The 18,656-nt window shown below is 67.7% G+C and carries 16 protein-coding genes; 1 reads left to right on the top strand and 15 read right to left on the bottom strand.

Annotation, left to right across the window (positions count from 1 at the left end; translation table 11 throughout):
- Nucleotides 1-148 precede the first annotated feature (148 nt).
- Together secA and FHR96_RS20485 are read right to left on the bottom strand one after the other, a co-directional pair.
- Nucleotides 149-2,878 carry a preprotein translocase subunit SecA gene (gene secA, locus FHR96_RS20490; protein WP_183389568.1) on the bottom strand — a complete coding sequence of 910 codons (2,730 nt, stop codon included), beginning with the start codon at nt 2,876-2,878 and terminating at the stop codon, nt 149-151.
- A 25-nt stretch (nt 2,879-2,903) separates the two neighbouring features.
- Nucleotides 2,904-3,344, bottom strand: coding sequence for a hypothetical protein (locus FHR96_RS20485; RefSeq protein ID WP_183389567.1), 441 nt, complete (start codon nt 3,342-3,344; stop codon nt 2,904-2,906).
- Nucleotides 3,345-3,484: 140 nt separating this feature from the next.
- Between FHR96_RS20485 and FHR96_RS20480 the strand changes: the two genes are divergently transcribed.
- Nucleotides 3,485-3,910: a DUF721 domain-containing protein gene (locus FHR96_RS20480; RefSeq protein WP_246393065.1), complete on the top strand. Its 426-nt coding sequence runs from the start codon at nt 3,485-3,487 to the stop codon at nt 3,908-3,910.
- Here FHR96_RS20480 and FHR96_RS20475 read toward each other — a convergent pair.
- The 13 genes from FHR96_RS20475 to FHR96_RS20415 form a co-directional block, all read right to left on the bottom strand.
- Complete coding sequence (locus FHR96_RS20475; RefSeq protein ID WP_183389565.1) at nt 3,861-4,016, bottom strand: hypothetical protein; 156 nt, start codon at nt 4,014-4,016, stop codon at nt 3,861-3,863. The genes FHR96_RS20480 and FHR96_RS20475 overlap by 50 nt on opposite strands.
- An 86-nt stretch (nt 4,017-4,102) precedes the next feature.
- Complete coding sequence (gene lpxC / locus FHR96_RS20470) at nt 4,103-5,014, bottom strand: UDP-3-O-acyl-N-acetylglucosamine deacetylase (protein WP_183389564.1); 912 nt, start codon at nt 5,012-5,014, stop codon at nt 4,103-4,105.
- Nucleotides 5,015-5,126: 112 nt separating this feature from the next.
- A complete protein-coding gene (ftsZ, locus tag FHR96_RS20465) occupies nt 5,127-6,329 on the bottom strand; it encodes a cell division protein FtsZ (RefSeq protein ID WP_183389563.1) in 1,203 nt (400 codons plus the stop codon).
- A 34-nt stretch (nt 6,330-6,363) separates the two neighbouring features.
- Nucleotides 6,364-7,656, bottom strand: a complete 1,293-nt coding sequence (ftsA, locus tag FHR96_RS20460) for a cell division protein FtsA (RefSeq protein WP_183389562.1) — start codon at nt 7,654-7,656, stop codon at nt 6,364-6,366.
- A 198-nt stretch (nt 7,657-7,854) separates the two neighbouring features.
- Nucleotides 7,855-8,580 (bottom strand): cell division protein FtsQ/DivIB, encoded by a 726-nt coding sequence (locus FHR96_RS20455; RefSeq protein ID WP_183389561.1) that lies wholly within the window; start codon nt 8,578-8,580, stop codon nt 7,855-7,857.
- Nucleotides 8,581-8,584: 4 nt separating this feature from the next.
- Nucleotides 8,585-9,511, bottom strand: a complete 927-nt coding sequence (locus FHR96_RS20450) for a D-alanine--D-alanine ligase (protein WP_183389560.1) — start codon at nt 9,509-9,511, stop codon at nt 8,585-8,587.
- Complete coding sequence (gene murC, locus FHR96_RS20445; protein ID WP_183389569.1) at nt 9,508-10,920, bottom strand: UDP-N-acetylmuramate--L-alanine ligase; 1,413 nt, start codon at nt 10,918-10,920, stop codon at nt 9,508-9,510. Before murC ends, FHR96_RS20450 begins: the two co-directional genes overlap by 4 nt.
- Nucleotides 10,921-10,981: 61 nt before the next feature.
- Complete coding sequence (gene murG / locus FHR96_RS20440; RefSeq protein ID WP_183389559.1) at nt 10,982-12,067, bottom strand: undecaprenyldiphospho-muramoylpentapeptide beta-N-acetylglucosaminyltransferase; 1,086 nt, start codon at nt 12,065-12,067, stop codon at nt 10,982-10,984.
- Nucleotides 12,064-13,272 (bottom strand): putative lipid II flippase FtsW, encoded by a 1,209-nt coding sequence (ftsW, locus tag FHR96_RS20435; protein WP_183389558.1) that lies wholly within the window; start codon nt 13,270-13,272, stop codon nt 12,064-12,066. The genes murG and ftsW overlap by 4 nt, the downstream gene beginning before the upstream one ends.
- Nucleotides 13,269-14,675: a UDP-N-acetylmuramoyl-L-alanine--D-glutamate ligase gene (gene murD / locus FHR96_RS20430; RefSeq protein ID WP_183389557.1), complete on the bottom strand. Its 1,407-nt coding sequence runs from the start codon at nt 14,673-14,675 to the stop codon at nt 13,269-13,271. The genes ftsW and murD overlap by 4 nt, the downstream gene beginning before the upstream one ends.
- A 10-nt stretch (nt 14,676-14,685) precedes the next feature.
- On the bottom strand, nt 14,686-15,768 hold the full coding sequence (mraY, locus tag FHR96_RS20425; protein ID WP_183389556.1) for a phospho-N-acetylmuramoyl-pentapeptide-transferase: 1,083 nt from the start codon (nt 15,766-15,768) through the stop codon (nt 14,686-14,688).
- 8 nt (nt 15,769-15,776) lie between these two features.
- Nucleotides 15,777-17,144: a UDP-N-acetylmuramoyl-tripeptide--D-alanyl-D-alanine ligase gene (locus FHR96_RS20420; protein WP_183389555.1), complete on the bottom strand. Its 1,368-nt coding sequence runs from the start codon at nt 17,142-17,144 to the stop codon at nt 15,777-15,779.
- On the bottom strand, nt 17,141-18,649 hold the full coding sequence (locus FHR96_RS20415; protein WP_183389554.1) for a UDP-N-acetylmuramoyl-L-alanyl-D-glutamate--2,6-diaminopimelate ligase: 1,509 nt from the start codon (nt 18,647-18,649) through the stop codon (nt 17,141-17,143). Before FHR96_RS20415 ends, FHR96_RS20420 begins: the two co-directional genes overlap by 4 nt.
- Nucleotides 18,650-18,656 lie beyond the last annotated feature (7 nt).

Below are 18,656 nucleotides of genomic sequence, written 5' to 3'. Positions count from 1 at the left end.
GAGCTTCGAGCTTCGAGCTTCGAGCTTCGAGCTTCGAGCTTCGAGCTTCGAGCTTCGAGCTTCGAGCTTCGAGCTTCGAGCTTCGAGCTTCGAGCAGGATGATGCTCGGTGCCTCGCGACCCGCAAGCCGTAGCCCGTGACCCGTCGCTCAGCTCAGCTTGCCGCAGCACTGCTTGAACTTCTTGCCCGAGCCGCAGGGGCAAGGATCGTTACGCCCCACCTTGGGGCCTTCCCGACGCAGCGGCCGACCATCGCTTCCCGGCGCGGTGGACGCTTCGGACTCCGATTCCTCGGCGGCCTCGGGCGCATCGTGTCGGCTGGCGGCAGCCGCCTTCTCACGCTCCAGGGACTCGCGACGCTGCTGCTCCAGGGCCTCGACCTCTTCGGGACGGCGCACCTTGACGTGGCTGAGGATGCGCGTGACATCGGCCTTGATGTTGGTGAGCAGCATCTGGAACAGCTCGAACGACTCGCGCTTGTACTCCTGCTTGGGATTCTTCTGGGCATAGCCGCGCAGATGAATGCCGCGCCGCAGGTGGTCCATGGACTGCAGATGCTCCTTCCAGCGGGTATCCAGCACCTGGAGCATCACCTGCTTCTCGAAGCGTCGCATCAGTTCGGTGCCGGCGATCTCGGCCTTCTCCTCGTAGGCCTGGCGATGCATCTCCTGGAGTCGCTCGCGCAGCTGCTCCTCGTGGAAGCGCTGATCCTCCTCGGCCCACTGCTGCACCGGCGCCTCGAGATTGAACTCGGACTTGAGATGCGACTCGAGGCCGGCCAGATCCCACTGCTCGGGCAGGCTCTGGGGCGGCACGAACTCGCTGATCGCCTCGTCGAGCACCTCCGTGCGGATGCCGGTGACGTTCTCGGAGACATCATCGGCGGCAAGGATCTCGTTACGCTGCTCGTAGATAACGCGACGCTGGTCGTTGGCCACGTCGTCGTACTCGAGCAACTGCTTGCGAATGTCGAAGTTGCGTCCCTCGACCTTCTTCTGAGCGCGCTCCACGGCGTTGGAAACCATCTTGTGCTCGATTGCCTCGCCGCGCTCCAGGCCCAGGGCCTGCATCAGCTTCTGCACGCGCTCGGAGCCGAACAGCCGCATCAGGTTGTCTTCCAGGGACAGGAAGAAACGCGTCGAGCCGGGATCGCCCTGACGGCCCGCGCGCCCACGCAGCTGGTTGTCGATGCGTCGAGACTCGTGGCGCTCGGAACCGACCACGTGCAAGCCGCCGGCCTCGAGCACCGCCTCGTGGCGCGACTGCCACTCGGACTTGAGGCGCTCGATCTGTTCTTCGCTCGGGGACTCGAGTTGCGCCGCCTCGGCTTCCCAGTTGCCGCCCAGCACGATGTCGGTACCGCGGCCCGCCATGTTGGTGGCGATGGTGATGGCACCGGGGCGACCGGCCTGGGCGATAATCTGCGCCTCGCTCTGGTGCTGCTTGGCGTTGAGCACGTTGAAGTCCAGCCCCGCCCGCTTCATCAGCCCGGCCAGGTATTCGGATGTCTCGATGGAGGCAGTACCCACCAGCACCGGTCGACCGGCCTCGGTCTGCGCCTTGACGTCCTCGATGATGGCCTCGTATTTCTCCTCGGCGGTCAGGTAGACGAGATCGTTCTGGTCACGGCGAACCAACGGCCGGTTGGTGGGAATGACCACTACGTCCAGGCCGTAGATCTGCCGGAACTCGAAGGCTTCGGTGTCGGCGGTGCCGGTCATGCCCGACAGCTTGTCATACAGGCGGAAGTAGTTCTGGAAGGTGGTGGAGGCCAGCGTCTGGCTTTCGCGCTGGACCGTCACGCCCTCCTTGGCCTCGACCGCCTGGTGCAGGCCCTCGGACCAGCGCCGGCCCGGCATGGAACGGCCGGTATGCTCGTCGACGATCACCACCTGACCATCGCTGACGATGTAATCGACGTCACGCTGGTAGAGATGGCGGGCCCGCAGTGCCGAGTGCATGTGCTGCAGCAGGTTGAGGTTCTGGGCGGCATAGAGGGAGTCCTCCTCCCCCAGCAGGCTCTGGCCGCGCATCAGTTCCTCGACCCGGTGGTGACCTCCCTCGGTCAGCTCCACCTGCTTCTGCTTCTCGTCCAGCGTGAAGTCGCCGCTCTCCGGGTCTTCCTCGTCGGTGCAGGCGGCCAGATGGTGCGCCAGGCGATCGACGACCTTGTACAGCTCGGTATTCTCGTCCACCGCCCCGGAGATGATCAGCGGCGTTCGCGCCTCGTCGATCAGGATCGAGTCGACCTCGTCGACGATGGCATAGCTCAGCCCTCGCTGGACCTTGTCCTCCAGCGAGAACGCCATGTTGTCGCGCAGGTAGTCGAAGCCGAACTCGTTGTTGGTGCCGTAGGTGATGTCGCAGGCATAGGCCGCGCGCTTCTCCTCGGGCGTCTGGCCGGCGTAGATGGTGCCCACGGACAGACCGAGAAACTCATAGAGGGGGCGCATCCAATCGGCGTCGCGGCGGGCCAGGTAGTCGTTCACGGTGACCACGTGCACGCCATCGCCCGGCAGGGCATTGAGGTAGACGGCCAGGGTCGCCACCAGGGTCTTGCCCTCGCCGGTCTTCATCTCGGCGATGCGTCCACCGTTCAGGGTGATGCCGCCGATCATCTGGACATCGAAGTGGCGCATGCCCATGACGCGCTTGCTGGCCTCGCGCACCGTGGCAAAGGCCTCCGGCAGCAGGGCATCGAGCTCCTCGCCGCCGGCCAGGCGCTCGCGGAAGTCGCTGGTGCGGGCCTGGAGCGCCGCGTCGTCGATCGTCTCCAGGTCCTTCTCGAGGGCGTTGATACGGGCCACGGTGCGGCCCATGCGCTTCACTTCACGGTCGTTCTTGGAACCGACGACCTTGCGTAACAGGTTGTTGATCATGAAAGATCCAGTCGCTGCGGGTGCCTCAGGCCGGGAGACACTCCCGGCCGCTCGTCATGGGGAAGAGACGAGCCATCGGCGGCCCGCGACGATTCAGCACATCGTGGCCCGCCACGGCGCGCAGCACCGAAGTGGCCATGGGGCGCCCGGCAAGGCCCCCCTGCGATGGCGATGGGCGGCGGCTGGCCGGCGGCCAGCGGCGGCGGGCGCGCCGCCGCGCCTGGAGCCGGGAGCTGGCGCGGATCAGCGCCGGAGCCAGGATGCAGATCTGGATGATGCGCTCGGCGGGCCTCGCCACGTCGAGCGGGGTCAGCCCTGCCGGCAACAGACACCCCACCAGCAGGCCGGCCAGCCACCAGCGAGGCGCCCGGCGCTCGGTGGGACGGCGCGACGTTGCCGCCTCGGCCGGGGAGAAATCTCCGGCGAGGGCTGACGAACGTGTCTCCGCGGTCGGGCTGCTGGCCATGCTGTCGAGGGACTCCCATGCCTGTGCTAGGCTCATGCTTTCGAGGGCCGTCGAAGCGACATCCGACGGCAACTCCCCAGGGTCACACCCCGAGAATCAAGCTGATGAGTATAAAGGTTAAGCGGTTCCGAGCACAGCCCATGTCCCGGCTACTGGACGGTCGAGGGGATCTCGGCGATCTGATGCGCCGGGCCCGGCTGATCGATATGGCCCAGCGCCACCTGCGCGATCACCTGCCCGCCGAACTCGGCGAGCACATGTTCGTGGGCGGCTTTCACCAGGGGCGGCTGACGGTGATCACCGACCGCGCCGTCTGGCTGACCCGCCTGCGCTACGAGCAGGCACGCCTGCTGCAGCTGCTCCATGAACTTCCCGGATTTGCCGCGGTAACCGGCTTCGACTTCAAGGTCCGCCCTGTGCGCCCTCCAAAGGCGCCGGTGCGTCAGACTCGCCGACTGCCCGCCCGCGCCGCCGACGAGCTTTCCAGCTGCGCCGACGATGTGGAAGACCCGCGACTCAAGAGCGCCCTGAAGCGCCTCGCCTCTCATGCGGAGCGCGAGCCGTAAGCTGGAAGCTGGAAGCTGGAAGCTGGAAGCTGGAAGCTGGAAGCTGGAAGCTGGAAGCTGGAAGCTGGAAGCTGGAAGCTGGAAGCTGGAAGCTGGAACGCAGCATGGCCTCGGCCTGATACGAAACAACCCCGCTGGGCCTGCCAGTGGGGTTGTTTGTCTTCAAGCTTGCGGCTCCCGGCTGAGCCGGGGTCAGGCCATGGCCGGCGCCGCATAGGAAATCGGCGCCTTGGCGGCCTCTTCCTCGAAGGTCACGATCTCCCAGGCATCCTGGTTTTCCATCAACGCCCGGCACAGCTGGTTGTTCAACGCATGCCCGGACTTCACGCCCCGGAACTCGCCGATCAGGCTATGCCCCAACTGATAGAGATCGCCGATGGCATCCAGCACCTTGTGCTTGACGAACTCGTCGTCATAGCGCAGCCCACCTTCGTTCACGATGCGATAGTCATCGACGACGATGGCATTGTCGAGACTGCCGCCCAGCGCCAGATTGTTGGAGCGCAGGTGCTCGAGATCGCGCATGAAGCCGAAGGTCCGGGCCCGGGACACTTCCTTGACGAAGGAGGTGGTGGAGAAATCGACCACGGCATTCTGCTTCTGGTCCTCGAACACCGGATGATCGAAATCGATGGCGAAGGACACCTTGAAGCCTTGGTGCGGCAGGAACACGGCTTCCTTGTCGCCATCGCGCACCACCACCTCCCGCTTGATGCGGATGAACTTCTTGGCGGCATTCTGCTCGGCGATTCCCGCGGACTGGATCAGGAACACGAAAGGCCCGGCGCTGCCATCCATGATCGGCACCTCCGGCGCGCTGACATCCACGTAGGCATTGTCGATGCCAAGGCCTGCGAGAGCGGACATCAGGTGTTCCACGGTCGCCACCTTGACGCCATCCTTGGACAGGGCAGTACAGAGGGTGGTGTCGGTCACGCTCTCGGCGCGCGCCGGGATCTGCACTTCCGGCTCCAGGTCCGTGCGAACGAAGACGATGCCGGTGTCGACCGGCGCCGGCCGAAGGGTCAAATAGACCTTCTTGCCAGAGTGCAGGCCGACGCCGGTGGCGCGAATGACGTTCTTGAGTGTGCGTTGTCTGATCATGGGCAGTCGCCAGGCAGTCGGTGATTATCAAACACCGTTCACTATAACACCGAACGCACGTTTCAACAAAAATAACTTCCGCTAACGGGGCCTATGTGGACGATAGCGACTCTCAATCAGCCTGCCGACGCAGGAAAGCCGGGATATCCAGGTAGTCATCGAGATCCTGGGACTTGCGCGGCTCCTGCTGGGCCCGTGATGCCTCCTGAGGCTCGGGCTTGGGCGCCGTCGCTGCACCACGATTGACCGCGGCCTGCTGTGCACGCCCGGCAGCGGCGGCTTGACGCTGGCGATAGTCACCGGAGGCCGCCGCCTCGCGCCGGCCGCTCTCGCGATGGGCCGAGGCTTGCGGGCGCTGACCATCGAGCCCAGCGGCCACCACGGTGACCCGAAGCTCGTCGGTCATTTCCATGTCGATGGACGTACCGACCACGATGGTGGCGTCCTGGGAGGCGAACTCCTGGACGGTGGCACCCACGTCGTTGAACTCGCCGATCGACAGGTCCGGCCCGGCGGTGATGTTGACCAGGATGCCGCGAGCGCCGTGGAGGTCTATGTCCTCGAGCAGCGGGCTGCGAATCGCCTTTTCGGCGGCCTCGCGGGCCCGGTTCTCGCCGGTGGCACCACCGGTACCCATCATCGCCATGCCCATCTCGGACATCACGGTGCGCACGTCGGCGAAGTCGACGTTGATGATGCCGGGGCTGGTGATCAGCTCGGCAATGCCCTGAACGGCGCCCAGCAGCACGTCGTTGGCGGCGCTGAAGGCCGTCAGCAGGCTGGCGCTCTTGCCGAGCACCGAGAGCAGCTTCTCGTTGGGGATGGTGATCAGCGAGTCGACATGCTCGGACAGCTCCTTCATGCCCTCCTCGGCGGCCCGCATGCGCTTGGGCCCCTCGAAGGGGAAGGGACGCGTGACCACGGCCACGGTCAGGATGCCGAGCTCCTTGGCCACCTGGGCGACCACCGGCGCGCCGCCGGTACCGGTGCCACCACCCATGCCGGCGGTGATGAAGACCATGTCGGCGCCATTGAGGAGTTCGGCGATACGCTCGCGATCCTCCATGGCGGCCTGACGCCCCACGTCGGGATTGGCACCGGCCCCGAGGCCCTTGGTGATCTCGCTGCCGAGCTGGAGGACGGTCTTGGCCGCCACCCGTTTCAGCGCCTGGGCATCGGTGTTGGCGCAGATGAACTCGACGCCCTCGATGCTGCTCTCGACCATGTGATTGACGGCATTGCCGCCGCCGCCGCCGACACCGATGACCTTGATGACCGCACTGCTTGAGGGTGCGCTGTCTACCAGTTCGAACATTAGCCCCGTCTCCTGGACCGCGTGCGCGGCCCTGTCAGAAATTTCCTTTGAACCAGCCCTTGAGCTTTACCAGCGCCGGAATCCCTTCCCCTGCTCCGCGCCGGGAGACGTCACCCCGCCTCGGTTGCGCCGACATGCTGCTGCCCGACGACTCTTGTTGGCCGTGCCCCTGACGGGCCTCGTTTAGAGCGTAATGTAGCAAACCGACCCCCGTCGAATAAATCGGATTGCGTACCACATCGGCGAGACCGCGCACGTTCTGCGGGCAAGCGATCCGCACCGGCATGTGAAAGATTTCCTCCGCCAGCTCGACCACCCCTTCCATGCGCGAGGTTCCACCGGTCAGCACCACGCCGGCAGCGACCAGATCCTCGAAGCCGCTGCGGCGCAGTTCATCGCGCACCAGGGTGAAGAGCTCTTCGTAGCGCGGCTCCACCACCTCGGCCAGCGACTGGCGTGACAGGTCGCGGGCCGGTCGGTCGCCGACGCTCGGCACCTTGATCATCTCGTCGCTGGCGGCGAGCTGCGTCAAGGCACAGGCATACTTGACCTTGATCTCTTCGGCATGCTGGGTAGGGGTGCGCAGCGCCATGGCGATATCGTTGGTCACCTGGTCGCCGGCGATGGGAATCACTGCGGTATGGCGAATGGCACCTTCGGTGAACACCGCGATATCGGTGGTCCCGCCCCCGATATCGACCATGCACACGCCCAGCTCGCGTTCGTCCTCGGTCAGCACCGCGTGACTGGAGGCCAGCTGCTCGAGAATGATGGCATCCACGTCGAGCCCGCAGCGGCGCACGCACTTCTCGATGTTCTGCACGGCATTGAGCGCGGCCGTCACCAGGTGCACTCGGGCCTCCAGGCGCACCCCTGACATGCCCAGCGGCTCACGGATGCCCCCCTGGGTGTCGATGGCAAACTCCTGGGGTAACACGTGAAGCACGCGCTGCCCCTCGGAGATGGCCCTGGCACGGGCCGAATCAATGACGCGCTCGATATCGGTGGGTGCCACCTCGCGCTCCTTGATCGCCACCACGCCGTCGGAATTCATCGAGCTGATGTGGCTACCGGCGATGCCCACGTAGACGGAATGGATGTCGCAGCCGGCCATCAGCTCGGCCTCTTCCACGGCCCGCTGGATCGACTGCACCGTGGACTCGATGTTGATGACCACGCCCTTCTTCATCCCACGCGAGGGATGAGAGCCGATACCGGCGATCTCGATGCCGCCATCGTCGGTGGGTTGGCCCACGATCGCCACGACCTTGGATGTTCCGATATCCAGCCCGACTACCATATTGGACGCATTGGATGGACCTGACATGAGCCGGGAAATCTCCTCGAGCCTGACCCGCTTGGGGGGTGACGTGTTTACAACGAAAAAACCTGGGCCAATTATAGGAACAACTTCCCGTGCTTAACCAGCCCATGGCGAAAAACATCCGTCACGATACGGCGATTTTCACCCAAAAGAAATACCTGACAATCGGCATGAATGGGTCATGCGCCACGAGATGAGCGATCAGCTTCCTGTCGACGCGCTGGCCACCACCGGTTCGGTTTCACCGTGCCAGGCAACGGCCACGCCATTGGGATAGCGCAGATCGATGTAGCGAATATGCGACGCCAAATCAGCGAACTCGCGATCCCATGCCGCCAGGAAACGCGCCAGTCTGGCCTCGCGGTTATTGCGCCCCAGCATGACCCATATGCCCCCCTTGACCTGAAGCCGCCAGGCACCGCGATCCTCGAGACGCAACTGACGCAGCGTCAGGCCGTGCTCGGCCAGTCGCTCGGCCAGGTCGTCGTGATAAGCCAGCACTTCGGGACCGCTGCCAGCCGGCCCGGCGAGATGCACCAGCCCGCCGGGCGCCGGCAAGGGAGCGAAGGCAAAGGGCTCCCCCGCCGGGTTGAGCAGACGATCATCGTTCCAGTGGGCCACCGGGACCTGCTCGACGAGTTCGAACACCAGCGCATTGGGCCATTCCCTGCGGATCCGCACCTCGCTGAGCCAGCCGATGTCCCGAGCCTGATCGCGCAGGCTGCCGAGATCGGCCGACAGCCAGGTCTGGCCTCGCACCAGTGGCGCCAATTGGCGACGCAGATAGTCGGCGCTGACCCGCTCCAGGTCGCCGCGGATGGATACCCGCTCGATGGGGCGATCGAGCCACAGCCACAGGGCTCGGCCGCCGGCGCCGAGCACCAGCGCCAGCAACAGAACGCCGATCAGGCTTCCGCGACGCGCCATCGGCTCACCCCTGCCCGGCGCTGTCGAGGATGCGCAGCACCAGCGCATCGAAGTCCAGGCCGGCATGAGCGGCGGCCTGGGGCACCAGGCTATGGTCGGTCATGCCGGGCACGGTATTGACCTCCAGCAGCCAGAAGCGTCCCTGGGCGTCGCGCATCACGTCGACCCGCCCCCAGCCCGCGCCGCCCACGGCGGCGAAGGCTTGACGGCAAAGATCGGCCAGCTCCCGCTCCTCGTCCGTCTCCAGCCCGCAGGGCAGGTGGTAGCGAGTCTCGTCGGAAAGATACTTGGCCTCGTAGTCATAGAAACCGCTCGGCACCTCGACACGGATGGCCGGCAGGGCCTCGTCGCCGAGCAGCGACACCGTATACTCCTCGCCCCGCACGAAACGCTCGGCCATGACCCGGGCATCGAAGCGCGCGGCATCGCGATAGGCCGCCTCCAGCGCTTCAGGCGTCTCGACGATGGTGATGCCCAGCGTCGACCCCTCGTGCACCGGCTTGACGATCAGCGGCAGCCCCAGCCGCTCGGCCACTGCCGGCCAATCGGCATCGGGGCCGAGCATCACGCTCTCGGGGGTCGGCAGCCCCAGGGCCTGCCAGACGAGCTTGGTTCGCTGCTTGTCCATGCCAAGCGCCGAGGCCAGCACCCCGCTACCGGTATAGGGAATCCCCAGCAGCTCGAGGGCGCCCTGCAGGGTCCCGTCCTCGCCGCCTCGACCATGCAGGGCAATGAAGACCCGATCGGGAGCAAGCGCCTCGAGGCCGGCGAGCCCGCCCTGTTCGGCGGGATCGAAGCCGATGGCGTCGACGCCGCTATGCCTTAGTGCCGCCAGCACGGCCGCACCGCTTTTCAACGATACCTCACGCTCCGCGGAATCACCGCCGTACACCACTACCACCCGGCCCTGGCCGGTCGTCTGCACCGTCATAGAGACACCTCGCCAAGCGCCAGTCGGGCATCGGCCAGACGCTGGGCGATGCCGCCCACGTCGCCGGCGCCCTGAGTGATGAGGATATCGCCGGGACGCAGCACCTTGGCCAGCAGTCCCGGCAGTTCGTCCTTGTCCTGGACGAAGATCGGATCGACCTCGCCGCGCTGGCGAATCGAGCCGGCCAGGCTGCGGCCGTCGGCACCCGGCAGCGGCGGCTCGCCGGCCGCATAGACATCGAGCAGCAACAGGGTATCGACCCCCGCCAGCACGCGAACGAAATCCTCATAGAGATCCCGGGTCCGCGAATAGCGATGCGGTTGATAGACCATCACCAGACGCCGCTCGGGCCAGCCGTCGCGCACCGCTCTGATGACCATTTCCACTTCCCGCGGATGATGGCCATAGTCATCGACCAGCATCACTTCGCCGTCGCCGGCCGGCGTCGCGAAGTGTCCGTGCACCTGGAAGCGGCGACCGACGCCGGCAAAGCCCGCCAGGCCGCGCAGGATGGCCGCATCGTCGACCCCGGCGTCGCTGGCCACGGCGATCGCGGCCAAGGCGTTCAGGGCATTGTGGCGCCCCGGCATGGCTAGGCGAACCGGCAGCGAGGCCAGGCCGTCGGGGCGTCGCGCGTTGAAACGAACTTCGCCGCCCGCTTGCTCGAAGTCTTCGATCCGATAGTCGGCATCGGCGCTGAAACCATAGGTCACGAACTGGCGATTGACTCGCTCGATCAGCCCGCGCACGTTGGTATCGTCGATGCACAGCACCGCCAGCCCATAGAACGGCAGGTTGTGCAGGAACTCGACGAAGGTGCCCTTGAGGCGTTCGAAGTCGCCGCCGTAGGTGGCCATGTGGTCGGCATCGATGTTGGTGACGATGGCCACCATCGGCTGCAGGTGCAGGAAAGAGGCATCCGACTCGTCGGCCTCGGCCACCAGGTAGTCGCCCTCGCCTAACCGCGCATTGGTCCCGGCGCTGGTCAGCTTCCCGCCGATCACGAAGGTGGGATCCAGCCCGCCCTCACCCAACAGCGTGGCAGTGAGGCTGGTGGTGGTGGTCTTGCCATGGGTGCCGGCCACGGCAATGCCATGGCGGAAGCGCATCAGCTCGGCGAGCATCTCGGCGCGACGCACCACCGGCACGCGATGTTCCTGGGCCCAGCGAATTTCGGGATTGGTCGGGTCGACCGCGGTCGACACCACCACGACATCCGCGTCGCGGGCGTTGTCCTCGGCGTGGCCGATCGCCACACGGATGCCACACGCCTGCAGCCGACTGACCACCGGCGATGCCTTGAGGTCGCTGCCGCTGACCGCATAGCCCTGGTTGGCCAGCACCTCAGCGATACCGCACATGCCGGCGCCGCCGATGCCGACGAAGTGAATGCGCCGGATGCGGCGCATGCCCAGTCCGCGCCCGGGACGCGGGGGCGTGGCTTGGCCGGGGACCGGCCCTAGGGTCTCGTCACTCAAAAGCTGTCTCCATGCAACCGGCCACCAGCCGCTCGACGGCATCGAGGTGGGCACAGCGTCGCGCCTGCGCCGCCATGGTGGCAAGGGTATCGGGGTCGAGCAGCGTCGCCAGCCGTTCGGCCAGCGCCGCCGCGGTCATCTCGGCCTGCGGCATCAGGGCGGCTGCCCCCTCTTCCACCAGGGCCGCGGCGTTGGCCGTCTGGTGATCGTCCACGGCGTGGGGGAAGGGCACGAACAGCGCCGGCTTCGCCGCCGCCGCCAGCTCCGCCACGGTCAGGGCGCCGGCGCGGCACACTACCAGATCGGCCCAGTCGTAGGCCGCCGCCATGTCGTCGATGAAGGGAGTGACCTCGGCCTCGACGCCATGCCGTTCATAGGCCTCACGGGTCGCCGGATCCTTGTCGCGTCCGGCCTGGTGGCGCACCACGGGGCGATCGGACTCGGGCAACCGGGCCAGCGCCTCGGGCACACCACGATTCAGCGCCAACGCCCCAAGCGAGCCGCCGACCACCAGCAGGCGTAGCGGACGCTCCGCCATGGCAGCGGCCTTGCGAGGCGCCTCGCCCAGGGCGGCAATCTCGTCGCGCACCGGGTTGCCGACCACCTCGGCGCGCCCCGGAAAGGCCTGGGGGAAGGCGGCATAGACCCGCCGAGCCAGCCGCGCGAGCACCCGGTTGGTCAGCCCCGCCACGGCGTTCTGCTCATGGATCACCAGCGGCCGGCGGGCCAGCCAGGCGGCAAGCCCCCCGGGACCGCTGGCAAAGCCGCCGAGGCCCACCACCAGTTGGGGATCGAAGTCGCGAATCACCCGGCCGGCCTCACACACCGCGCGCAGCAGGCGCCAGGGGGCCATCAACCAGCCGGTCAGGCCGTTGCCACGCAGTCCGCTCACGGCGATGCGGTGCAGCGGCAGTTCGGCCTCGGGCACCAGGCGATTCTCGATGCCCCGGGGGCTACCCAGCCACTCGACTTCGACCCCGCGGGCCACCAGCGCCCGGGCCAGCGACAGGGCCGGGATGACATGGCCGCCGGTGCCACCGGCCATGATCAAGGCGCGTCGCCCGTTGCGTCGGCTCATGCTTGCGTTCCTTTGCGGTTGTCGGGTGCCCCGCTTCGTGCGGCGGTAGGCCGGGCACGGCGCAGCGCCTGGCGGGTCTCGATGTCGGCCCGCAGCAGCAGCGCCATCATGATGCAGCTCACTACCAGGCTCGAGCCGCCGTAGCTCAGCAGCGGCAGGGTCAGGCCCTTGGTGGGCAGCATCCCGCTGCTCACGGCGATGTTGATGAAGGCCTGGGCGCCGATCACCAGGGCGATGCCATAGCTGGCGTAGGCGGCGAACGCCAGACCGGCCAGCTCGGCGCGACGCCCCACCGCCATGGCCCGCCACACCAGCAGCGCGAACAGCCCGATGACGGTAATCGCCCCTACCAGACCCAGCTCTTCGGCGAGCACGGCGAAGACGAAGTCGGTATGCGCCTCCGGAAGGTAGAACAGCTTCTGCACGCTGTTGCCGAGCCCGGTCCCCAGCCAGTGGCCGCGTCCGAAGGCGATCAGCGCCTGGGTCAGCTGATAGCCGCTGGCGAACTGGTCGGCCCAGGGGTCGACGAAGCTGGTCAGGCGCGCCATGCGATAGGGTTCGGCGATCGCCACCAGGGCGCCCAGGGCGGCCACCAGCACCATCAGCAGCAGGAAGCGTCCCCAGGGGGCGCCGGCCATCAGCAGCATGCCCATCACGCAGCCGGTCATCACCACCACGGCGCCGTAGTCCGGCTCGAGGATCAGCAGGCCACCGAGCAGCCCCAGCACCACCAGCGGGCGCAGGAAGGCGCCCCACTCACGGCGCACCTGAGGCAGGAAACGCTCCAGGTAACCGGCCAGATAGGCGATCAGGCACAGCTTGGCGATCTCGGAGGCCTGCAGGTTGAAGGGCACGCCGGGCAGCGACAGCCAACGCTTGCTGCCGTTGACCTCGCGGCCGACCACCAGCACCAGGGTCAGCAGCACGATCCCCACCAGCAGCAGCAAGGGGCCATTGGCCTTCCACCAGGCAAGCGGCACGCGCAGCGCCAGGGCTCCCACCGCCAGCGACACCAGCAGGAAGGCCCCGTGACGCATGCTGAAATACCAGGCGTTGCCGGTCAGGCTCGATGCCACCTCGGTAGAGGCCGAGGTGACCATCACCCAGCCGATCAGCAGCAGTGACAGTGCCGCGATCAGCAGCCAGCCGTCGACCGGCTGGTCGGCGGTAGACAGCCGGTCGCGCAGGCGGGACAGGCGACTCATGTCGTGCCCTCCTCGGCCAGACGCTGCACGGCCGCCCGGAAGGCTTCGCCGCGGGCCTGGTAGTTGGGGAACTGGTCGAGACTGGCGCAGGCCGGCGACAGCAGCACGCAATCGCCGGGCTCGGCGAGCTCTACGGCCCGGGCCATGGCGGCCGCCAGGTCGTCGACCCGGGTCAGCGCCACGGCGCCGTCGAGCGCCGCCGCCAACCGCTCGGCGTCGCGACCGAACAGGACCGCCTCACGAGCGTGGCGCGCCAGCGGTGCAGCCAGCGGCGCGAAGTCGGCGCCCTTGCCCTCTCCGCCGGCGAGCAGGATCAGCCGGCCGTCGAGCGTCGGGCCGAGTCCGGCGATGGCGGCCAGGGTGGCGCCCACGTTGGTGCCTTTGGAATCGTTGATCCAGCGCACCCCGCCGAACTCGGCCACCAGTTCGCCGCGATGCGGCAGGCCGGAGAAGCGTTCCAGCACGCGGCGCATGGCAGGAAATCCCAGGCCGAGGCGATGCCCCATGGCCAACGCTGCCAGGGCGTTGGCCTGGTTGTGGCGCCCCGGCAGGCGCACCGCCGCGGCGGGCATCAGCGCCGTCTCCCCGTGCATCAGCCAATCGCAAGGGCCCGCGCCGTCATCATGTATCGCGATACCCCACTCCGCCGGCTCATGTTCGCTGACGAGCGCGGGGGCCGCGGTGGTGAAACGTTCGAGCGCCGGCGGAGGCACGTCCGGCCAGGTCGCCGGGTCCTCGGCGTTGACCACCGCATGGCGAGCGCCGCGGAAGATGGCCTGCTTGGCGGCACGGTAGCCGGCAAGGTCACCGTGACGGTCCAGGTGATCCTCGGAAAGGTTGAGAAAGGCGACGCTCTCGGCGCCGAGCCTGGGCGTGGTCTCGAGCTGAAAACTCGACAGTTCGAGCACGAACAGCTCGGCGTCGGGCCGCTCGGTGAGCAGGTCGAGCGCCGGGGTACCGAGATTGCCTCCCACTGCCACGCGCCGACCGGCCTCGGCGGCCATCTCGCCGAGCAGAGTCGTCACCGTCGACTTGGCATTGGCCCCGGTGACGGCGGCAATGGGTGCACGGGCGGCCCGCACGAACAGTGCAATCTCGCCGATCAGCAGCGGCTCGCCCGAGGCGGAGATACGCCCGGCCAGCGCATCGAGCCCGGGGCTTCGTGGATCCACGCCGGGGCTGACCACCACCTCACGGGCCCCGCTCATCTCCAGCTCGGTCAGCGGCCCGCAGTGGACCGCGACGTTGGGATGGGCGGCGCGGAAATCGTCCAGTCCCGGCGGCGCGGCGCGCGTGTCGGCCACCATGAACGGCTGCCCTTGCCGTTCCAGGTGACGGCAGATGGCACGCCCGGAAACCCCGAGCCCGACCACTAGCGTAACGCCATTGGGCACCTTGACCATCGACAGTTCCTCAGCGGATCTTCAGGGTGGCCAGCCCCAGCAGTACCAGCACCACGGTGATGATCCAGAAACGCACGATGACACGCGGCTCCGGCCAGCCCTTGAGCTCGTAGTGGTGGTGCAGCGGCGCCATGCGGAAGATACGCCGGCCGGTGAGCTTGTAGGAGCCCACCTGCAGAATCACCGAGACGGTCTCCATGACGAAGATGCCGCCCATGATGAACAGCACGATCTCCTGACGCACGATCACCGCGACCACGCCGAGCGCGGCCCCCAGGGCCAGTGCGCCCACGTCGCCCATGAAGACCTGAGCCGGGTAGGTGTTGAACCACAGGAAGCCGAGGCCAGCGCCGGCGATGGTCGCGCAGAACACCGCCAGCTCACCGGCACCGGGAATCATCGGGATCTGCAGATACTCGGCGAACACCACGTTGCCGCTGGCATAGGCGAACACCGCCAGCCCCATGGCCACCAGCACGGTGGGCATGATCGCCAGGCCGTCCAGACCATCGGTGAGATTCACGGCGTTGGAACTGCCGACGATCACCAGATAGGTGAGCACGACGTAGAACACGCCGAGCGGCAGCACGAAGTCCTTGAACAGCGGCAGGATCAAGCTGGTTTCCACCGGCGAGGCAGCGGTGACGTAGAGGATGACGGCGGCGCCCAGGCCGATCACCGACTGCCAGAAGTACTTCCAGCGCGCCGGAAGGCCACGGGGGTTCTTCTCCACCACCTTGCGGTAGTCGTCGACCCAGCCGATCGCGCCAAAGCCCAGGGTCACGGCCAGCACCACCCAGACGTAGTGGTTGCGAAGGTCTCCCCACAGCAGAGTGCTGACGGCGATCGCCATCAGGATCATGGCGCCGCCCATGGTCGGGGTGCCGGCCTTGGAGAGATGCGATTGCGGGCCATCGTCGCGCACCGCCTGGCCGATCTGGCGTTCCACCAGCCGGCGGATCACCACCGGGCCGAGCCACAGGCACAGCACCAGGGCGGTCAGGGTGCCCAGGATCATGCGCAGGGTCAGATAGTTGAAGACGTTGAAGGCGCTCTGGAATTGCGCCAGTAATTCAGCCAGAAAGAGCAGCATGTAATGCCTTACCTTGATGCATCCGGACACAGCGCCGCTACCACGGCTTCCATGCCGGCACTGCGCGACCCCTTGACCAGCACGCTGGCCCCTGGCGGCAGATGATGGAGGACGTGGCGCGTCAGCGCCTCCCGATCGTCGAAATGGCAACCCGCCTCGCCGTAGGCCCGGCTGGCCGGACGCGCCGCCTCGCCGAAGGTGCCGAGAAAATCGATGCCAAGCGTGCGCGCGTAGCGGCCAACCTCGGCGTGCAAGCTCGCCGAGGCCTCGCCCAGTTCGCCCATGGCGCCCAGCAGGCACCAGCGCGGTCCCGGCAGGCCGGCCAGCAACTCGAGGGCGGCCTTGACCGCACCGGGGTTGGCGTTATAGCTATCGTCCAGCACCCGCGAGGACTTGATGCCCGCCACTACGCTGAGCCGTCCCGCCATGGGCGTCACCGCCTCGAGACCGGCCACCACGTCGTCCTCTGCCAGGCCCAGCGCCAGAGCGGCACCCGCCGCTGCCAGCGCATTGGCGACGTTATGACGACCAAGCAGGGCCAACTGGACGCGTCCCAGTTCACGATCGTCGCAAAACAGCGTGAAAGCATAGCGTCCAAGCGCATCGCAAACCAGTGTCTCGGCTCGCAGACGCGCTGGGGCCTCGATGGCAAAATCCAGCACCTCACGAGGGGCCGCGAGGCTAGCCCAGCTGGCGAAATAGCGGTCGTCACGGTTGAGCACCGCCACCCCGTCGCCCGGCAGCGACATCAGGATCTCGGCCTTGGCCTGGGCGATGCGTCCCAGGCCGCCAAATTCCCCCACGTGGGCGCCGGTGACGTTGGTGATCACGGCCACCTGCGGCTCGGCCAGGCTCGACGTCCAGGCGATCTCGCCGAGGTGATTGGCACCGAGTTCCACCACGGCCTGGCGATGCTCGGGGGAAAGCTCCAGCAGGGTCAGCGGCGCGCCGATATCGTTGTTGAGGTTGCCTCGAGTGGCGAGCGTCTCGCCGCGGCGAGCCAGCAGCGTGGCCAGCATCTGCTTGACCGTGGTCTTGCCGCTGTTGCCGGTCACCGCCACCAGCGGGCCTCCCCAGGCACGGCGCCGAGCGCGGCCCAGCAGACCCAGCGCCAGCCGGGCATCGGCCACCACCAGCTGCGGCAGCGGGTCGTCGACGCGACGCTCGACCACCGCGGCCACTGCACCGGCCTTACGAGCCTGGGCGATGAAGTCGTGACCGTCGAAGCGCTCGCCGGTCAGCGCCACGAACAGCGCCCCCGGCGCCAGACGGCGGGTATCGGTGACGATCTCGCCCACCGACACATCGCCTTCAGGCGCGTCGCAGCCGAGCGCCGTCGCGACCTCGGCCAGCGTGTCGAGACCGATGCCGCTCATGCCTCGCCCTCCCGTCGGGCGGCCAGCGCCGCCTCGACCTCGGCAAGGTCCGAGAAGGCATGGCGCACCCCGGCGATCTCCTGGTAGGCCTCGTGGCCCTTGCCGGCGATCAGGATCACGTCCTCGGCGGCGGCCTCGCGGATGACCTCGCGGATCGCCCGGGCGCGGCCGTCGACCACCTCGGCGGTCTCACGGCCGGCCTCGGACAATCCCTCGATCATTGCCTGACGGATCGCCGCCGGCGCCTCGGAGCGGGGGTTGTCGTCGGTGATCACCAGGCGATCCGCATGGCGCTCGGCGGCGGCCGCCATCAGCGGGCGCTTGCCGGCATCGCGATCGCCGCCGCAGCCGAACAGGCACCACAGCCGGCCGCTGTCGGGCAGATGCGCGCGTAGCGCCTGCAGGGCGTTCTCCAGGGCATCCGGGGTGTGGGCATAGTCGATCACCACCGTGGGCGCGCCCTCACCGACCAGCGCCTGCATACGGCCCGGCACCGGCGCGAGATCGCCGGCGGCCTCGAACAGGGCATCGAGATCCTCGCCCAGCCCGTACAGGGCGGCGATGGCAAGCAATACGTTGGTGAGGTTGAAGCGTCCCATCAGCGCCAGCGACAGCACGCGCTCGCCGTCGGGCGTAGCCACCAGGGCCCGCTGCCCTTCGCCGTGGGGAATCCAATCCACCACCCGCAGGATCACGGCGTCGCCCTCGCCCACCGCCAGCACCCTCACGCCCTCGCCAAGGCCGGCCAGCATCAGCCGTGCCAGGGGATCATCGGCGTTGACCACCGCCAACTCGAGCTCGGCACGACGGAACAGGCGAGCCTTGGCCGCGGCGTAGGCGGCCATGCTGCCGTGGTAATCCAGATGATCGCGACTCAGGTTGGTAAACACCCCCGCGGCAAGACGACAGGCATCGAGCCGCCCCTGCTCCAGGGCGTGCGACGAGGCCTCCATGGCGACCCGTTCGACGCCCTCGGCGGCCAAATCGCCCAAAGCGGCCTGCAGCGCCAGAGGCCCCGGCGTGGTCAACCGCCCCTCGACGAGCGCGCCGGGACGACCGTGCCCGAGGGTGCCGACCATGCCGGCCGGCCGGCCGAGGCGTTCGCTCAGTGCCGCGATATAGTGCGTGACCGAGCTCTTGCCGTTGGTGCCGGTCACACCGACCGCCTCCAGCGTCTCGGGCACCGCGAACAGATCGCGCCCCAGCTCACCGAGCCGCTGGCGCAAATGCGGCAGCGCCACGACCCGCGGATCGTCCGGCAGCACGGCTGCGTCGTCGCGGTGGGCGAGCACCAGCGTCACGCCGGCCTCGAGGGCTTCGCCGACGTGGTCCCGACCATCCGCCGCCACGCCCGGCACCGCGACGAAGACGTCGCCAGCCGCCAACTCGCGGCTGTCCAGACACAGTCGCAGCCGCTCGGGCAGGGCGAGCCCCGTCAGGGCATCGCTCTGACGGGGCCAGAGAGCTGCCAAGGCGGCGATCAGGCGGGCGGCGGTGACGTCCATGGCGAAC

The organism is Halomonas organivorans, from assembly GCF_014192055.1.
GTDB classification, from domain to species: domain Bacteria; phylum Pseudomonadota; class Gammaproteobacteria; order Pseudomonadales; family Halomonadaceae; genus Halomonas; species Halomonas organivorans.
Note: the sequence above shows the minus strand (reverse complement) of the source record. Positions and strands in the feature narration are given on the sequence as shown.